The sequence below is a fragment of the Candidatus Pelagibacter sp. HIMB1321 genome, from assembly GCF_900177485.1.
In the GTDB taxonomy this organism is placed as follows: Bacteria; Pseudomonadota; Alphaproteobacteria; order Pelagibacterales; family Pelagibacteraceae; genus Pelagibacter.
Window position 1 is genome coordinate 553,024 of record NZ_LT840186.1, and the last position, 18,075, is coordinate 571,098.

The 18,075-nt window shown below is 29.9% G+C and carries 18 protein-coding genes and 1 tRNA gene; 8 read left to right on the forward strand and 11 right to left on the reverse strand.

Features of this window, described 5'->3' with window-relative positions; translation table 11 throughout:
- Window positions 1-13: 13 nt before the first annotated feature.
- The 3 genes from folK to dapA are packed head-to-tail and all read right to left on the reverse strand — an operon-like array spanning window position 14 to window position 1,841.
- Entirely contained in the window at window positions 14-490 is a 477-nt protein-coding gene (gene folK, locus B9N70_RS03020; RefSeq protein WP_085114329.1) for a 2-amino-4-hydroxy-6-hydroxymethyldihydropteridine diphosphokinase, read from the reverse strand.
- Window positions 490-960, reverse strand: a complete 471-nt coding sequence (smpB, locus tag B9N70_RS03025; protein WP_085114330.1) for an SsrA-binding protein SmpB — start codon at window positions 958-960, stop codon at window positions 490-492. Before smpB ends, folK begins: the two co-directional genes overlap by 1 nt.
- The gene (dapA, locus tag B9N70_RS03030) at window positions 960-1,841 is read right to left on the reverse strand and encodes a 4-hydroxy-tetrahydrodipicolinate synthase (RefSeq protein WP_085114331.1); all 882 of its coding nucleotides are present in this window, start codon (window positions 1,839-1,841) and stop codon (window positions 960-962) included. The genes smpB and dapA overlap by 1 nt, the downstream gene beginning before the upstream one ends.
- Before the next feature lie 42 nt (window positions 1,842-1,883).
- On the opposite strand from dapA, the gene B9N70_RS03035 reads away from it, so the two are divergent.
- Window positions 1,884-4,103, forward strand: a complete 2,220-nt coding sequence (locus B9N70_RS03035) for a lytic transglycosylase domain-containing protein (RefSeq protein WP_085114332.1) — start codon at window positions 1,884-1,886, stop codon at window positions 4,101-4,103.
- A gap of 2 nt (window positions 4,104-4,105) precedes the next feature.
- Here B9N70_RS03035 and B9N70_RS03040 read toward each other — a convergent pair.
- Window positions 4,106-4,197, reverse strand: a tRNA-Ser gene (locus tag B9N70_RS03040).
- A gap of 63 nt (window positions 4,198-4,260) precedes the next feature.
- Between B9N70_RS03040 and B9N70_RS03045 the strand changes: the two genes are divergently transcribed.
- The 6 genes from B9N70_RS03045 to B9N70_RS03070 are packed head-to-tail and all read left to right on the forward strand — an operon-like array spanning window position 4,261 to window position 10,911.
- On the forward strand, window positions 4,261-5,514 hold the full coding sequence (locus tag B9N70_RS03045; protein ID WP_085114333.1) for a sarcosine oxidase subunit beta family protein: 1,254 nt from the start codon (window positions 4,261-4,263) through the stop codon (window positions 5,512-5,514).
- Window positions 5,515-5,790 carry a sarcosine oxidase subunit delta gene (locus B9N70_RS03050; protein ID WP_085114334.1) on the forward strand — a complete coding sequence of 92 codons (276 nt, stop codon included), beginning with the start codon at window positions 5,515-5,517 and terminating at the stop codon, window positions 5,788-5,790. It abuts the gene before it with no gap.
- Window position 5,791: 1 nt separating this feature from the next.
- The gene (locus B9N70_RS03055; RefSeq protein ID WP_085114335.1) at window positions 5,792-8,797 is read left to right on the forward strand and encodes a sarcosine oxidase subunit alpha family protein; all 3,006 of its coding nucleotides are present in this window, start codon (window positions 5,792-5,794) and stop codon (window positions 8,795-8,797) included.
- Entirely contained in the window at window positions 8,790-9,347 is a 558-nt protein-coding gene (locus tag B9N70_RS03060) for a sarcosine oxidase subunit gamma (RefSeq protein WP_085114336.1), read from the forward strand. The genes B9N70_RS03055 and B9N70_RS03060 overlap by 8 nt, the downstream gene beginning before the upstream one ends.
- Before the next feature lie 36 nt (window positions 9,348-9,383).
- Window positions 9,384-10,151 carry a transporter substrate-binding domain-containing protein gene (locus tag B9N70_RS03065; protein WP_085114337.1) on the forward strand — a complete coding sequence of 256 codons (768 nt, stop codon included), beginning with the start codon at window positions 9,384-9,386 and terminating at the stop codon, window positions 10,149-10,151.
- Window positions 10,152-10,179: 28 nt separating this feature from the next.
- Entirely contained in the window at window positions 10,180-10,911 is a 732-nt protein-coding gene (locus B9N70_RS03070; protein ID WP_085114338.1) for an amino acid ABC transporter permease, read from the forward strand.
- Here the strand turns inward: B9N70_RS03070 and B9N70_RS03075 are convergent.
- The 7 genes from B9N70_RS03075 to gatC are packed head-to-tail and all read right to left on the reverse strand — an operon-like array spanning window position 10,908 to window position 17,547.
- Entirely contained in the window at window positions 10,908-11,390 is a 483-nt protein-coding gene (locus B9N70_RS03075; protein ID WP_085114339.1) for a thermonuclease family protein, read from the reverse strand. The two genes, B9N70_RS03070 and B9N70_RS03075, sit on opposite strands and share 4 nt — an antisense overlap.
- Window positions 11,353-12,723, reverse strand: coding sequence for an MATE family efflux transporter (locus B9N70_RS03080; protein ID WP_085114340.1), 1,371 nt, complete (start codon window positions 12,721-12,723; stop codon window positions 11,353-11,355). Before B9N70_RS03080 ends, B9N70_RS03075 begins: the two co-directional genes overlap by 38 nt.
- A 9-nt stretch (window positions 12,724-12,732) precedes the next feature.
- Entirely contained in the window at window positions 12,733-13,641 is a 909-nt protein-coding gene (gene trhO / locus B9N70_RS03085) for an oxygen-dependent tRNA uridine(34) hydroxylase TrhO (RefSeq protein ID WP_085114341.1), read from the reverse strand.
- Window positions 13,641-14,291: an O-methyltransferase gene (locus B9N70_RS03090; protein WP_085114342.1), complete on the reverse strand. Its 651-nt coding sequence runs from the start codon at window positions 14,289-14,291 to the stop codon at window positions 13,641-13,643. The genes trhO and B9N70_RS03090 overlap by 1 nt, the downstream gene beginning before the upstream one ends.
- Before the next feature lie 39 nt (window positions 14,292-14,330).
- Window positions 14,331-15,806, reverse strand: a complete 1,476-nt coding sequence (gene gatB, locus B9N70_RS03095) for an Asp-tRNA(Asn)/Glu-tRNA(Gln) amidotransferase subunit GatB (protein WP_085114343.1) — start codon at window positions 15,804-15,806, stop codon at window positions 14,331-14,333.
- Complete coding sequence (gatA, locus tag B9N70_RS03100; RefSeq protein ID WP_085114344.1) at window positions 15,803-17,260, reverse strand: Asp-tRNA(Asn)/Glu-tRNA(Gln) amidotransferase subunit GatA; 1,458 nt, start codon at window positions 17,258-17,260, stop codon at window positions 15,803-15,805. Before gatA ends, gatB begins: the two co-directional genes overlap by 4 nt.
- Window positions 17,260-17,547 (reverse strand): Asp-tRNA(Asn)/Glu-tRNA(Gln) amidotransferase subunit GatC, encoded by a 288-nt coding sequence (gene gatC, locus B9N70_RS03105; RefSeq protein ID WP_085115120.1) that lies wholly within the window; start codon window positions 17,545-17,547, stop codon window positions 17,260-17,262. Before gatC ends, gatA begins: the two co-directional genes overlap by 1 nt.
- Window positions 17,548-17,596: 49 nt before the next feature.
- Between gatC and ruvX the strand changes: the two genes are divergently transcribed.
- On the forward strand, window positions 17,597-18,052 hold the full coding sequence (ruvX, locus tag B9N70_RS03110) for a Holliday junction resolvase RuvX (protein WP_085114345.1): 456 nt from the start codon (window positions 17,597-17,599) through the stop codon (window positions 18,050-18,052).
- The last annotated feature ends 23 nt before the right edge of the window (window positions 18,053-18,075 follow it).

Genomic DNA, 18,075 nt, shown 5'->3' on the forward strand with positions numbered 1-18,075 from the left:
ATATAACATTAAATCATATTTGTTTAATAGTTGTAATATCTTTAATTGGTAAAGAAAAAATTAAATCTTTAACACTTTTTTTTGTTATTGGATGTATCCAATCTGGGGCTATTTCAAAAAGAGGTAATAATACAAAATTTCTTTTCGACATTCTTTTGTGAGGAATTTTGATTTTATCTAAAAAAATTTTGTCTCTATAAGAAATTAGATCAATATCACAAGTACGAGGTGAATTCCTTGGACCTTTTCTTCTACCGAGTTTTTTTTCTATTAATTTGAAAATTTTGATTAATCTATCTGCGGGGATATTTGTATTTGATTCAATTATTATATTTATGAATTTTGGATTAGTAGTATCTGGCCATGATAATGTCTCATAGTAACTAGATGACTTTAGAATATCAATACCATGAGATTTCAGCAGATATTTTGCATTTTCAATATTTTGAATTCTATTTCCTAAGTTAGAACCTAAGCCAATATATATCATCAACTTGATTTTCTTATGTATCTAGCTTTATCACGATTCCAATCTCTATTCTTTTTAGCTGCTCTCTTATCGTATTGCTTTTTACCTTTGGCTACCGCGATTTCAATTTTTGCTTTTCCTTTTTTAAAATACATTTTAGTTGGAACAATTGTAAATCCATCTCTCTGCATTTTACCAATAAGTTTATTTATTTCTCTTTTATTTAGTAATAATTTTCTTTCATCCATTGGATTATGATTTGTCATACTTGCCTGTTTATATTGAGCAATATGAGAATTGATTAAAACAATCTCTCCATTTTTTTCAACAGCATAGGATTCAGCAATATTAACTTTACCTTCTCTTACTGATTTAATTTCTGAACCTTTTAAAACAATTCCTGCCTCTATAAGATCCTCAAAAAAATAATTAAAGCTTGCTTTTCTATTTAAACAAATAATCTTCAAACCAGGACTGGTTTTTTTTTTCATTAGACTAGTTTAGCTGTCTCTAGTGCTTTACTTACTATATTTTTTGTTTCGTCTGTCACTTTTACAAGTGGTAATCTAACAGCATCATCACACAAACCTAAAATTTTAGCTGCATATTTTACTGGACTTGGATTACTCTCAACAAACATAGAATAGTGTAATGGTTGTAAAACTTTATCTAAATTTTCAGCTTCCTTTTTTGATTGATCATCAGGCAGTAAAGATAAAGATTGAAAATCAGAACAAAGCTTAGGAGCTATATTGGCAGTTACACTAATTGCTCCAACCCCACCTCTTCGATTAAACTCTAAAGCATTATCATCGTTTCCTGTTAATTGTATAAATTCATTTCCCATTGCTTTTAATTGTTGGTCTACTCTATCTAAATCACCTGTTGCGTCTTTAACACCAACAATATTTTTTAATTCAAAAAGTCTAGCCATAGTTTCTACGGACATATCAATTACAGATCTTCCGGGTATATTGTAAATAATAATTGGCAATCCACATTTGTCATTAATAGCTTTATAATGTTGATACAGTCCTTCCTGAGTGGGTTTATTGTAATATGGGGTCACGATTAACGCTGCACTGGCACCTGCTTTTTCAGCATGAGATGTTAACGATATTGCTTCCACAGTAGAATTTGAGCCTGTTCCAGCAATTACAGGTATTTTACCCTTACTTTCTTTTATACATAGATCAATAACTTGCTGATGCTCTTTATGACTAAGTGTTGGAGACTCACCTGTAGTGCCTGCTGGCACAAGTCCACTAGTCCCATTATTAAGATGAAAATGAATTAATTTGATATAACTATCAATATCAAGATTGTCATCTTTAAATGGTGTTATTAACGCTACATTTGATCCTTTAAACATAAATACTTATAACATAAATTATTGATTCACATACTAAAGATTATGCCAAGAAAACTAACAACCATTCTTACAGCAGTTATATTTTTATTGATTACAAACAACTTTGCATTTTCTCTGAATAGTAAAATTATACCAATTAAGAAACCAATACTGACAGATGATGAAATTCAGAAAAAAATAATACTGAACATTTTAAAACCCCTTCCAAAACCAAGTTTGAAAGAAAAAACAAAAATTGTTGAAAAAATAATAAAAGATAAAAAATCTTTAAAACCAAAATATTTATTACCCAAAAAGAAACCATTAATAGCTGGTAAAAATACCAAACCTGAGATTGATAGGTCTAAATTTTATACTAAAAAGGATTTTTCATTTGCAAAAAAAGCAGTCGCAGAAATGAAAAAATCCAATTGGAGTAATGCCCTAGGGGTAGCAAAAAAAGCTAAGGATAAATCAATATATAATTTTATCCAATGGAGACACCTTTTAACTAAAGGAAATAAAGCATCATTCTATGAATATCTAAATTTTATAAATTCAAATCCCGATTATCCAAGAATTGGTAGAATTAGATATTTAGCAGAACATAAGTTGTCTAATGAAAAAATTACACCAGGTAAAATTATAGATTGGTTTGGAGGTGAAGAGCCCTTAAGTGGTTATGGTAAAATGATCTTAGGTGAAAGCTATATTCTATCTGGCCAAGTAGATATTGGAAAAAAATTAATTAAAGATGGTTGGATAACTGCTGAATTAAGTAAAGCTGATTTAAGGCTTTTTAGAAAAAAATTTAAAAAACATCTTAATGCAGATGATTATATAAAAAGAGCAGATTATCTTGCTTGGGAAAACAAATATTGGGATTTAAAAAGAATATTGCGTTATTTACCTAAAGATTACGAACTTTTGTATAATGCCAGACAATTATTAATGAGTAAATCCTATGGTGTGGATCAAGCTATTAAAAATGTTCCTGCGCGATTTAAAAATGATGCAGGTTTAAATTTTGATCGTTTGAAATGGAGACGTAAAAGAGGTCGTGTAGATAGTTCAGCTGAAATATTATTAAAAGTTAAAAACACAAAAGATTATTTAGTGCGCCCTGAAAAATGGTGGCAAGAGAGAGAAATAATTTCAAGAGCATTAATTTATAAAAAGAAATATGAATTAGCCTATAAAATATCTAGCAACCACGCTTTAACCGAGGGGCCAGAATATGCTGCAGCAGAATGGATGAGTGGCTGGATTGCGTTAAGTTTTTTAGATGACCCTCTATTATCTAAAGATCATTTTCAAAATTTTTATAATAATGTGAGCTATCCAATCAGTACATCAAGAGGTGCTTACTGGTTAGCACGATCTTATAAAGCACTTGGTGATAAAGAAAATTCAAATAAATGGTTTAATGAAGCATCTAAATATCTAACAACATACTATGGTCAACTTGCTTTTATGGAATTAAATCCTAATAAAACTTTTGAACTTCCAAAAGATATAGAAGTCGACAATAAATATAGAGAAAAATTTTACTCAAAGGAGTTGGTAAAGGTAGTTTATCTTTTAGATGAACTTAATGAAGATAAATACACAAAATTTATCCTAAGACATTTAGCAAACGAAAATATAGAAAATGGAAGTGAAGTTTTAGCGTCTGAACTTTCCACTAATATAGGAAGATTTGATTTTGCAATACAAATTGCAAAAATTGCTTCTTATGAAAGAAGATTTCATAATAAATATAACTATCCTATCATAAGTACACCAAAATTTATCAATGGAAGAAAAATTCCTGAAAGTGCATTTATATTATCAATTATTAGACAGGAAAGTGAATTTGATTTAAGTGCAAATAGTCATGCTGGAGCCAAAGGTTTAATGCAGTTAATGCCCTACACAGCAAAATTAGTTGCAAAACAAGCAAAGCTTCCTTATGTAAAATCCAGATTAACTACTGATCCTGAGTATAATATTAATTTAGGATCACATTACATCGCTGGTCTAATATTAAATTATGATGGTGCTTATCCGTTTGCAGTTGCAGCTTATAATGCTGGACCTAATAGAGTTAAGTATTGGAAAAAAATTAATAAAGATCCACAGAAAAAACAAATTGATTATGTTGATTGGATTGAATTAATTAAATTTAGAGAGACAAGAAATTATGTTCAAAGAGTATTAGAAAATTATAATGTCTATAGATATATTCTTGAACAAAAACCAATTAAAATGACAGATTTTTTCAAGGACAATCCCTTATTCTAAAATGGCGGAAGAGGAGGGATTCGAACCCTCGGTACAAGTTTCCTCGCACGGTCATTTAGCAAACGACTGGTTTCAGCCTCTCACCCACTCTTCCTTATTTTGTTACATTTGATTGTATTGAATATTGAATATTAATAAAGTAATTATTCAAAATTCTATGAAAAAAAAATATTCAATATTCTCTCTAATTAAAAATGCATTTTCTTATCATGAGAACTGGGAGAAAGCATGGAAAGATCCAACACCTAAAAAAGAATATGATGCTGTTATAGTTGGTGGTGGAGGTCATGGTTTAGCTACAGCTTATTACTTAGCTAAGAAACATGACATGAAAAATATTGCTGTAGTTGAAAAAGGATGGATTGGTGGAGGAAATACTGGAAGGAACACAACTATTATTAGATCAAACTATCTATGGGATGCGAGTGCAGGCCTTTATGATCATGCGTTAAAAATTTGGGAAGGCTTATCTCAAGAATTAAATTACAATGTAATGTTTAGTCAAAGAGGTGTAATGAATTTAGCTCACAATCTTCAAGATGTTAGAGATTTAAAAAGAAGAACACATGCAAATAGATTAAATGGTATTGATGCTGTTTATCTTTCAACAGAAGAGGTTAAAAAATTTTGTCCAATAATAAATACTTCACCAGATATACGTTACCCTGTCTTAGGTGGAACATTACAAAGAAGAGCTGGTACAGCACGACACGATGCAGTCGCATGGGGTTATGCAAGAGGAGCTGATGAAATGGGTGTTGATATAATCCAAAATTGTGAAGTTAAAGGAATTAAAAGAAATGGTGATGCAGTTGAAGGATTGGAAACTACAAAAGGATTTATAAAAACAAAAAAAATTGGCGTTGTTGCAGCTGGACACTCAAGTGTGATCGCAAATATGGCTGGTATTAAACTTCCGTTAGAAAGTAAACCACTACAAGCTCTTGTATCAGAACCTGTAAAACCTATTATTGATACAGTTGTTATGTCAAATGCGGTACATGCTTATGTAAGTCAATCAGATAAAGGTGAATTAGTAATTGGAGCTGGAACAGATGATTATGTTTCATATTCACAAAAAGGTAGCCATGATATTGTTGAAGGAACGTTAAATGCAATATTAGAACTATATCCAATTTTTAGTCGGATGAGAATGTTAAGACAATGGGGTGGTATCGTTGATATCTGTCCTGATGCAAGTCCAATCATAAGTAAAACGATGGTGAAAGGTTTGTATTTCAATTGTGGTTGGGGAACAGGAGGATTTAAAGCGACCCCTGGATCAGGTGATCTATTTGCACACACGATTGCAAATGATGAGCCGCACAAACTAAATGCTGCTTTTAATTTAAATAGATTTGTAAGTGGTGACCTTGTTGATGAACATGGTGCTGCAGCTGTAGCTCACTAAATGTTTGTAATTAACTGTCCCTATTGTGGTGAAAGAGAGCAAAGTGAATTCAAAGCTGGTGGTGAAGCTCATATAGAAAGACCCAAACAACCTACTGAACTCAGTGACGATGAATGGGCTGAATATCTTTTTATGAGAAAAAACATAAAAGGAGTTCAATACGAAAGATGGAACCATGCTCATGGTTGTAGAAAGTGGTTTAACATGGTTCGTGATACATCTAACGATGAAATAAAAGCAATTTATAAAATGGGTGAGAAACCTCCTTCAGTTTAATATGTCAAAGAATCCAAGAATAAAAACTAGCAGATTTATTGATCAAACGTATCGTATCTCATTTAAATTTAATAATAAAACGTATTATGGTTTTAAAGGAGATACTCTAGCCTCCGCATTATTGGCAAACAATGTCCATTTAGTTGGAAGAAGTTTCAAATACCATAGACCAAGAGGAATAATGACCGCTGGTTCAGAAGAGCCAAATGCAATTGTTCAAATTAACGATGGTACGGCATTAACTGAACCCAATGTAAGAGCTACAGAGGTTGAGATATATGAGGGTTTAGAAGCTTCAAGTCAAAATTGTTGGCCAAGTGTAAATTTTGATATTGGAGGAATAAATAATTTATTATCGCCACTTTTACCTGCTGGGTTTTACTATAAAACATTTATGTGGCCAGCAAGCTTCTGGGAAAAATACGAATATTTCATAAGAAAATCTGCTGGACTAGGTAAGTCACCTACTCAACCTGATCCAGATATTTATGAACATCAATATGTTCATTGCGATGTACTTGTAATTGGATCTGGAATTTCAGGCATCATGGCAGCAAAAACGGCTGCTAAGAATGGATTAAAAACTTTATTGATTGAAGAAAAACCGATTTTAGGTGGATCAACTATTTATAAAGAGGATAATGAGGTCTTTTTAGACAATGAAACACCGTCAAAATGGTTATCCAATCAAATAAATGATTTAGAAAAATTAGAAAACCTAGAAATTAAAACAAGAACAAGTGTTGCTGCGTATCATGGATATAATTATATATTGGCAAAAGAAAATCTTACAGATCATCTACCAATTCATGAGAGAAAAGACAAAATAAGACAAAAGTTATTAAAAATAAGAGCAAAAAAAGTTGTTACATCAACTGGAGCGCTCGAAAGACCATTGATCTTTAACAATAATGATAGACCAGGAATTTTATTAGCCTCAGCTTTAAAAAGATATGCAGATTTATTTGGTGTTGCATGTGGTGAAAAAAATATTCTATTTACTAATAATGATAGCGCTTATGAAACGGCTCTCTCCTTTATTGATAAAGGTATCAAATTAGAAGCTATTATAGACATTAGAGAAAATCCAAATTCTGAACTTGTTAAAAAAGTTGAGGAAAATCAAATTAAAATACTCAAAGGTTATACTTTAGTCGATACATCCGGATATAGAAGAATTAATAAAATCTCAATAATGCAACTTTCAAAAGATGGACAAAATGTTGTGGGAAATAAAATTGAAATCTCTTGTGATTGCTTAGGAATGTCTGGTGGATGGACACCAGCTGTACATTTATTTACCCAATCTGGTGGAAAACTTTCTTTTAGAGAAGAAGATCAAGTTTTTATTCCAAAAACTTATCCATCTAAACAAATCAGTATAGGCTCGTGCAATGGTGATTTTAGTTTAAACTCAATAATTAAAAATATACCTAATCAACTAAAAGAATTTTTTGCAGTCAGTTCAACAGAATTTGATAACTTAGATATTGAAAGTAATGAAGATTTAACAAAAAGAAATATTTGGTTACTACCATCTGACAAAGTTATTGGAAAAACTAAACCTTTTGTTGATTATCAAAATGATGCAACAGCTAAAGATATAAAATTAGCTCTTAGAGAAGGATTTAGATCAATAGAACATGTAAAGAGATATACAACAACTGGAATGGGAACAGACCAAGGAAAACTTGGTAACATGCATGCTCTCGGAATCATTGCAGACACTGCTGGGGTCAAAATGGGAGAGCTTGGAACAACAACTTTTAGGCCACCATATACCCCTCTTACTTTTGGTACAATTGTTGGAAGAAATGTAGGTGAATTTTTTGATATTTTTAGGAAAACCCCTATGCATGATTGGCATGTACAAAATAATGCAGAATTTGAAAATATTGGTCAGTGGAAAAGAGCTTGGTATTATCCAAAAGATAATGAAAACATGCATCAAGCAGTTCAAAGAGAAAGTAAGGCTACAAGAGAAAGTGCAGGAATTTTAGATGCATCGACTTTAGGAAAAATTGATATTCAAGGAACAGATGCTTCAGAGTTTTTAAATCGTGTTTATACTAACGCATGGTCTAAACTTGCGATAGGAAAATGCAGATATGGTTTAATGTTGAATGAAGATGGAATGGTTTATGATGATGGTGTTACGACCAGACTAGATGAAAATCATTATATTATGACTACAACAACTGGGGGCGCTGCAAATGTTCTTGGAAAATTGGAAGACTACTTACAAACTGAATGGCCAGAATTAGATGTTCATTTAACTTCGGTTACTGACCATTATGCAACAGCAAGTATATGTGGTCCTAATAGTAAAAAAATAATTCAAAAAATAATTCCAGACATGGACTTATCTGATGAAAATTTTCCTCATATGTCTTTTAAAAATTCTGAAATTGATAATGTGAAATGTCGAATTATGAGAATAAGTTTTACCGGTGAGCATAGCTATGAAATTAACATTCCAGCAAGCTATGGAAAATCTCTGTGGGAAAAATGTATGGAGGCAGGTAAGGAATTTAATATTACACCTTATGGAACTGAAACTATGCACCTACTTAGAGCTGAAAAAGGATTTATAATTGTTGGTCAAGATACGGATGCAACACTCACACCTATAGATCTTCAAATGGATTGGATTGTTAGCAAGAAAAAATATGACTTTATTGGTAAAAGATCATTATATAGATCAGACACTATAAGAGAAGATAGAAAACAATTAGTCGGACTACTGACTGATGATCCAAATGAAGTACTTGAAGAAGGTGCTCAAATTGTTGCTGATACAAACAAAAAACCTATAGAAATGTTGGGCCATGTTACTTCAAGTTATTTTAGCCCAAACCTAAATAAATCAATTGCACTTGGTGTAGTTAGAGGCGGAAAAAAAATGTTGGGTCAAAAATTAATTATACCAATGGAAAACAAAAACATTAATGTAACAGTATCTGATCCAGTTTTTTTAGATAAGGAGAATAAAAGATTAAATGCTTAATTTACAACCTGCAATAAATGATCAAAAAAAATTTTCAAATATTGAATTAAAAGAAATTTCTCCAATCAGAAAATTAATAATAAGAGGTAAGAGTAGAAAATTTATATCTGCAGTTGGAAGAGCAATTAATATATTGCTTCCAACAGAAGCTAACACCTCATCATCTAATGGTGAAATAACCACTATTTGGCTTAGTCCAGATGAATGGTTAATTTTTTCTAATACTATCGATGACAAAGATTTTAATCAAATAGAGGAAAAATTAATTCAAAATATCTGTAAAACAAAATTAGGAGCTGTCATTGATGTCACTGACCAATTTGTAATGATAAATTTATCTGGAAATAAGATATTTGACCTTTTTCAAACAGGATCTCCATTTAACTTTAATGAATTTAGAAATAAAAAAGGTGTAACAACACAAACATTATTAGCTAAAATAGATGTAATTATTCAAAATAAAGATCAAAACGATGCAAATCTTTTTGTAAGAAGATCTTTTTCTAGACATTTATTTTCATGGATGAGCGATAGTGCGTCAAGATTATAGGTAATAATACAAATTCAAATAAGTTAGGGATAGTTTATGAAAAAACTATTATATGTTGTGCTTTTAGCACTTTTGCCCTTTTCTCTAAACGCAGAATCGAATTTAGATAAAATTTTATCAACAGGTGTCTTAAAAGTTGGGACAACAGGAGACTGGGATCCTATGACAGTAAAAGATCCAGCAACAAATAAATATAAAGGTTTTGATATTGATGTAATGAATGAACTAGCCAATGACATGGGTGTAAAAGTAGAATTTGTTCCTGCAGAATGGAAAACTATTGTCTCCGGTATTACATCAGAAAGATATGATATTTCTACAAGTGTAACCAAAACCCCAAAAAGAGCTGAAGTAGCGGGATTTACTGACACCTATTATAAGTACGGAACTGTGCCATTGGTTCTTAAAAAGAATTTAAAAAAATTTCCAACATGGGACTCGCTTAACAATTCTAATGTAACAATTGCAACTACATTGGGGACTTCACAAGAAGAAAAAGCTAAAGAGTTTTTTCCTAAATCAAAATTAAATTCTGTTGAAGCACCAGCGAGAGATTTTCAAGAGGTTTTGGCTGGTAGAGCAGATGGTAATATTACAAGTTCTACTGAGGCAAATAAATTAGTAATCAAATATCCACAGTTAACTATAGTACCTGATGGAGAAAAAAATCCCGCATTTTTAGCGATGATGGTTCCTAAAGGTGATGAAAAATGGAACAATTATGTTAATCAATGGATAAAAAAGAAAAAATCATCAGGTTTTTTCACTGAGTTATTGGCTAAATACAATTTGAAAAGCTTATAATTAATTTTAATCATTTATAGATTAGTAAGTGAAAAAAATACTTTTTTTACTTCTATTATTTCCATTAACATCATGTGGTAAAAATGAACTTAATTGGCTAATTTTATCTCCAAATAATGTTGAGGGTTTAACTAATCTTAAATTTCTATTAAGTGGATTAACAACAACAATTTTCATTTCTGTTGTCTCAATAATAATTTCAATGATTTTAGGATTTATTGTTGCTGTACCATCTTTAGCAAAGAACAAGTATTTAACTTACATTAATGTAGGTTATGTGGAAATTGTTAGAGCAATACCATTGTTAGTCTTGATACTGTGGATTTATTATGGATTGCCTATTATGACAGGTATTAGCTTCAGTCCATTTGTATCTGGTATTATAGCTCTATCTATTAGCGAAAGTGCTTTTCAAGCAGAAATATTTAGAGCAGGAATAAATTCTATTAAAAAGGCTCAATGGGAAGCTGGTAGCTCTTTAGGTTTAGGTTTTTTAAGAAAATTAAGATTAGTTATTTTACCTCAGGCAATTAAAAATATCTTACCAGCAATTGGAAATCAATTTGTATATGTATTGAAAATGTCCTCGCTTGTGTCAATAATTGGTATCGGCGATCTAACAAGAAAAGCTAATGAGTTAGTCGTTACTACATATAGACCATTAGAAATATATACATTTTTAATTTTAGAATATTTAGTTTTAATTTTGATAGTTTCTTATTTTGTTAGAAAATTAGAAAAAAAATTGAAAAACGACTAATTTTTTTTTCTATATTCCCAAGGATATTCAAATGACATTGACCACATACCCTTATTATTATTTTTTGCAAATTCTTCATCCTTAACAAATTTATTTGAATATTTTCTGTAAGCAAAAGCATAACCTTCTCTAACTAAATATCTTGATAAACTTAAATCACCCACAAAACATTCTGCTAATGTTCTTTTGTATCGATCTTTTCCCTCAGAAATGCAATTGACATCGCGGTTATCAATAATTTTAACTAATAGATTTTTAGCTTCTAATCCACAAAAGAATATTTCTTTATTAGAAAGACAAGTTTGTTTTAATTCAGGCGTATCTATACCGCTAAATCTAATTTTTTCACCATTAATATGGATCGTGTCACCATCTACTATCTTAATATCAGAGGATTTAGCATTACAAATATCTAATAAAAATAAAAAGATTAAAGTTAGGTTAGAAACTAAAAAGAGGTTTTTTCTGATTAAATACATTATTTAAGAAATAACCAATAAATAGCAAAACAGCAATTCCCATTATCCAATTTGTAACCATAATTGTGTAAAATATATCTTCATAGTCTCCACCTCTGATATTAATTACATACCATAAACATAAAAAAGGAAATGCGGTTAATCTCAAGATGCTTAGATAAAGACTATATAAAGGTTTTTTAACTGCTTGAAAAACTGCCGTTGTAATAAAAAAAGCTGGATAAATTGGTCCTATTAATGCAGCAACTTTTAGATAAATAATTCCATGTTTTATTGCTTCAGAATTGTCGGTAAACAAAGATACAAAAAATTCAGCACCAAAGAAAATAATCACACCTGCTAAAGCCATAAATGAAGATCCAAAAATTAATGCTTTAAAATAAAGTTCTCTAATTCTATTAAAAGCTTTTGCTCCAAAATTTTGACCACCAATAGATAAAACTGCTGTATTTAGTCCAATAACGGGTAGTAGAAAAACTTGTTCAATTCTTAATGCAGCGCCATAACCTGCGGTAGCTAAATCACCAAATTGACCAATAAAATATAAGATATTAAATATTCCAACTCCAATAAATAACATGCTGAACATTATAGGGAGTGATTGTTTAATTAATGAGATCAAATAGCTGTATTTAGGAATAAAGCACTGAATTTTTAAATATTTTTTTATTCTACAATTATTAACTTTATAAGCTAAATAAATTGTTCCAATTAATTGTGAAATAACAGTTGCAATAGCAAGCCCAGCAATTCCAAATGCTGGTATTATTCCATATCCCCAAATAAAAAGTGGATTTAAAAATATATTTAGAAAAAAACTAAAAATGTAAACATTTCTATAACTTTTTGTATCGCCCTGAGCATTCAAAGTTCCATTAAGTGAAATTTGTATAAGCACAATAAATGTTCCATAAAAAATTATGTCTAGATACTCTCTAGTTAAAAAAATCCCAGTCTCATCAGATCCCATTACTCCTAATAAAAAGTTAGACGCATTCAAACCGAATAATGTTACCAAAATAGATATAAATAAAGCAAAAATTAATGATTGTGCAATATACATAGAAGCAACTTTATTTTTCTTTTCACCTAAAGAATTTCCAATTAAAGCATTTGTTCCAGCGCCTACACCAACACCTACAGCAATAATTGTAAAATATATCGGAAATGATTTAGCTATGGCACCTATTGCTTCTGCTGAAATTTTACCAGCAAACCAAGTATCAACTAGATTGTAAAAAGTTTGAAATAGTGATCCAACACTTGCTGGAATAGTTACTTTTCTTAACAAGGTCCAAATTGGATCTTTAGTTAGATTAATTGATTTAGACAAAATTACCTTTTATTTATATTCTTTTTGAAAAATGTGTTTTTGGCCAGATTTTTTAGCTTTATATATCTGACTTTGTCTCATTCTAAAACGAGATTTTTGTTCAGTTGTTAAATTATCATAACAACTTGGACATGAAACACCTTCTTCATATTTTTTAGATTTTCTATCTTTTGTAGAGATTGGCTTTCTGCATCCACTACACATTTTAAAAGTTCCGCTTTTTAAACCATGTTTAAGACTTATTCGATTATCAAAAACAAAACACTCACCTTTCCATAAACTTTCTTCTTTTTTAATTTTTTGTAGATAATTTAAAATACCCCCATTTAATTGATATATGTTCTTAAAACCTTTCTTTTTTAAAAATACTGATGTTTTTTCGCATCTAATCCCACCTGTACAAAACATTGCAATAGGTTTATTTTTTTTTAATTTTTTTAGATATTTTGGAAAATCTCTGAAGTTATTAATATTTGGATTAATTGATTTTTTAAAAGTACCAACTTCGTATTCAAAAGGTTTTCTTGTATCGATTATATGTGTGTCTTTTTTTTTAATTAATTTATTCCATTCTCTTGGATCAAGATGAGTATTTAAATTTCTTTCTTTGGGATTTAAAGTTAAATTCATTGGAACTATCTCTTTTTTGATTTTAACTTTTGGCTTATGAAAGGGTTGAAATGAAGACTTTGATTTATTGTTATTATCAAATTTTTTAAATGAAAATAAGGATTGTAGTTTGTTAATTAAGATTAATATATTTTTTGATTTTCCAGATATTATTCCGTTTAATCCTTCCTTTGCAATAATAATGGTTCCTCTTAAATTATTTTGGATCAATAATTTTTGTAAGATGTCCTTATTCTTTTTTAAAGTATTAATTTTTATGAATTTATAAAAGCCAAATACTTCAAACATTATAAAACTCTACACACTGTCATTCCATCACCTAAAGGAAATATAAGTTGTTCTACTCTTTTGTCTTCAAGTATAAATTTGTTAAATTCTCTAATATTTATTGTAAATTTGTCATTATTTTTTTCATCTATTACTTCTCCGTGCCATAAAACATTATCAATAATAATCAAACCACCTTTTTTGATTAATTCTAAAGATTTTTCATAATAATTTTTGTAATTCATTTTATCAGCATCAATGAAAATCATATCAAACTTTTGATCTTTAAATTCACTTAAACTTTGAAGTGCAGGCTTAATAATTGTTTTTATTTTGTGATCTTGTTTGGCTTTTTTAAAAAAATCTAAAGCAACTTTATTAGTTTCTTGATTTTTATCCAAAGCGATAAGTTTTCCATCGTTGGGAAGTGCAAGAGAAATTGAGAGTGCACTTAGGCCTGTGAAAGTGCCAATTTCAAGTACATCTTTAATACCAGAAATTTTTATAATTAAATGTAAAAAGTGACATTGTGATATTGCAACTTGCATTCTCTTAATATCACCAAGTTTGTTATTATAATCTAATATTTCTTGCTGTACTGGATTTAACTTTAAACTAAAATCATTTATGTACTTTTGAAGTTTATCGCTAATTTCTAGGTTCGTACCCATGGCTTTTTAAGTCCTTTGTATCTGACAATAATATCAAAATTAAAGTTTTTTCTTTAATATTTCATTTATTAACTGAGGGTTAGCTTTACCTCCAGATGCTTTCATGGCTTGCCCTACAAAGAAACCAAATAATTTTTCTTTACCTTGTTTGTACTCAATAGCTTTTTCTCTATTTTCATTAATAATTTTATCTATTAAAGTCTCTAAAGCCTTAGGATCACTTTGTTGTTTTAATCCTTTTTCCTCAACAATTTTTTGAGGATCTTTATCTCCATCTATCATTAATTCAAAAACAGTTTTTGCTATTTTTCCAGAGATAGTTCCATTCTTTATTAAATTTATTAATATTGCTAAGTTTTTAGCACTTATAGGGCTTTGAGAAATTTCAATATTTTTACTATTCAATAAAGCAAACAATTCACCAGTAATCCAATTAACCGCTAATTTAATATCTTTATTTTTACCCATCTTATCCACCACTTCTTCAAAATATTTTGCAATTTCTATGTCCGAAACTAAAATTGTAGCTTCATAGGGAGATAATTTAAATTCATCGATAAATCTCTTTTTTTTATCATCAGGAAGTTCTGGAATATCAGATTTAATGTTGTCTATAAATTCATCTGAAACTTCTAAAGGTAACAAATCTGGATCAGGAAAATATCTATAATCATGAGCATCTTCTTTTGATCTCATAGATCTAGTTTCATTCTTTTTAGTATCAAATAATCTTGTTTCTTGATCAATTGATTTACCTTCCTCAATTAAATCAACTTGTCTATTAGCTTCATACTCTATAGCCATCTGCATAAATTTAATTGAATTTACATTCTTTATCTCACATCTTGTTCCATAATCTTTAGATTTTATCGGTCTAACAGATACATTAACATCTGCTCTTAGAGATCCTTCTTGCATATTTCCATCACAAGTTCCTAAATATCTCATAATTGATCTTAATTTTTTAATATATGCACTTACTTCATCTGGTGATCTTAAATCTGGTTTGCTGACAATTTCCATTAAGGCAACACCAGATCTGTTAAGATCTACAAATGTATTTTGTGGATCTAAATCATGAATACTTTTTCCAGCATCTTGCTCTAAATGAAGTCTCTCTATACCTACTTCTTTTTGACCATCGGGCATATCTAGAATCACTTTACCCTCACCTACTATTGGATCTTTAAATTGAGAAATTTGATACCCCTGAGGTAAATCAGCGTAAAAATAATTTTTTCTATCAAAAACAGATCTTTTATTTATTTTTGCATTAAGACCTATGCCTGTTTTAATTGCCTGTTGAACACAAAATTTATTAATGACTGGTAACATACCTGGAAAGGCAGCATCAACTAAACTTACTTGTGTATTTGGCTCAGAGCCAAATTTGGTAGGTGATGATGAAAATAGTTTGGAGTTTGAGGTTACTTGTGCATGAACTTCTAATCCAATTACCACTTCATATTGGTTATCACCTCTTTCAATTAAGTATTGAGAATTAGTATTACTCATTTCATCCACCAATCAGAAATCTTATTCTCAAAACCTATTTTTTCTTCCATTGCATATGCAATGTTTAATAAATTTTGCTCATCAAAAGCTTTACCAATTAATTGTAAACCCAGAGGATATCCTTTTTTATCATGACCTGCCGGAATAGATATCCCAGGTAGACCTGCTAAATTAACTGGCACTGTAAATATATCATTCAAATACATAGAAATTGGATCATTTGTTTTCTCCCCAATTTTAAAAGCTGAACTTGGTGTTGATGGTGTTAAAATTGCATCAACTTTTTTATATGCTTCATCAAAATCAGATTTTATTAAATTTCTAACTTTTTGAGCCTTTAGATAATAAGCATCATAATAACCTGATGAAAGAACATAGGTTCCAATCATTATTCTACGCTGAACTTCAGAACCAAAACCTTCAGATCTAGTCTTTTCATACATATCTATAAGATTTTTACCTTCGGCTCTAAAACCATATTTTACTCCATCATATCTAGCTAGATTTGACGATGCTTCTGCCGGAGCTACAATATAATATGTCGGTAAAGCATAATTAGTATGTGGAAGAGAAATATCAATTATTTCAGCACCACAATCTTTAATATATTCAACTCCTTTTTTCCATAAATCTTCAATTTCATCTGGCATACCATCAACTCTATATTCTTTAGGAATACCAATTTTTTTTCCTTTGATATCTTTATTTAATTCTTTGCTATATTCATTTCTTTTAAAATCAACAGATGTTGAGTCTTTGGAATCATAAGAGCTTATAATTTCATGAAGCAATGCACAGTCTTCTACATTTTGTGACATTGGTCCTGCTTGATCAAGTGAAGATGCAAAAGCTACTATGCCATAACGAGAACAACTTCCATAAGTAGGTTTTAATCCAACGGTGCCTGTAAATGATGCTGGTTGTCTAATTGAGCCACCAGTATCAGTTCCAATTGTAATAGGTGTTAAACGAGCAGCTAAAGCTGATGCTGAACCTCCAGATGATCCACCAGGAACTAAATTTTCGTCAATTGGATTTTGAACATTTCCAAAGTAACTAGTTTCATTAGAAGACCCCATTGCAAATTCATCACAATTCAATTTTCCTAAAAGAATAGCACCTTCATTCCACATATTTTGAGTAACAGTTGACTCATAAGGTGGAATAAAACTATTTAACATTTTACTCCCGGCAGTGGTTTTTACATCTTTAGTGCAGAACAAATCTTTAACCGCAATTGGAATACCTGGAAGCTTTAAATCTAAATTTGGATTTTCATCAAATTGCTTTGCTTTATTTAAAGCATTTTCGAAATTGTCAGTAATGTAAGCATTAAGTTTTTTTGATTTTTCTGACCTTTCTACAAATGATTTGGTTATCTCTACAGATGACAATTCTTTTTTCTTAACTTTGTTTACTAAATTCGAAAGTGATAAGGATGTAATTTCAGTCATTATTCTATCACCTTAGGAACCACAAAATAATCTTCATTACTATCAGGTGAATTTTTTATAATTTGATCTCTTATATTATCGCTTTTAATTTCATCTGACCTAAGTTTTAAAGTTGTTTCAGCAACAGAAGTTAATGGTTCAACATCATCAGTTTTTAATTCATTGAGTTTTTCAATAAATTTAAATATTGAACTTAAATCTTTTGCTAATTTATCAGCTCTTTCCTCATCTACAGAAATTCTTGATAATTTTGATATATGCTTAATTGTTTTAAGATCTATACTCATATGATAAATAATTTGTGGCAAACTATCACTTAAGTAAAAAATATACAATATGATCAAAATTGAAGATTTTAAAAAAATTAATTCTAAGAAAACTAGATTAATTGGTCTTGATCTTGGATCAAAAAGAATTGGTGTATCAATTTGTGATGAAAAACGATTAATAGCCACTCCCTTTAAAACAATTCACAAAACCACTGGCAAGAATTTAATTGAACAAATAAGAGAAATTATTGAAGAAAATGATATTGGAGGGATTATAGTTGGAAATCCTCTTAATATGGATGGAACACCGGGTAGATCTGCCCAATCTGTTAATGACGTTATTAGAAATATTAAAGATATTATTGATATTCCAATTATTCTTTGGGATGAAAGATTATCCACAGTTGGAGCATTCAATTTATCCAGTCAAATAGATGTTAGTGTTAGCAAAAGAGAGAAAAAAATTGATGAAAACGCAGCTGCTTTCATTTTACAAGGTGCAATTGATTATTTAAATAATTAACACTTGCTATAGTAAAGCATTAT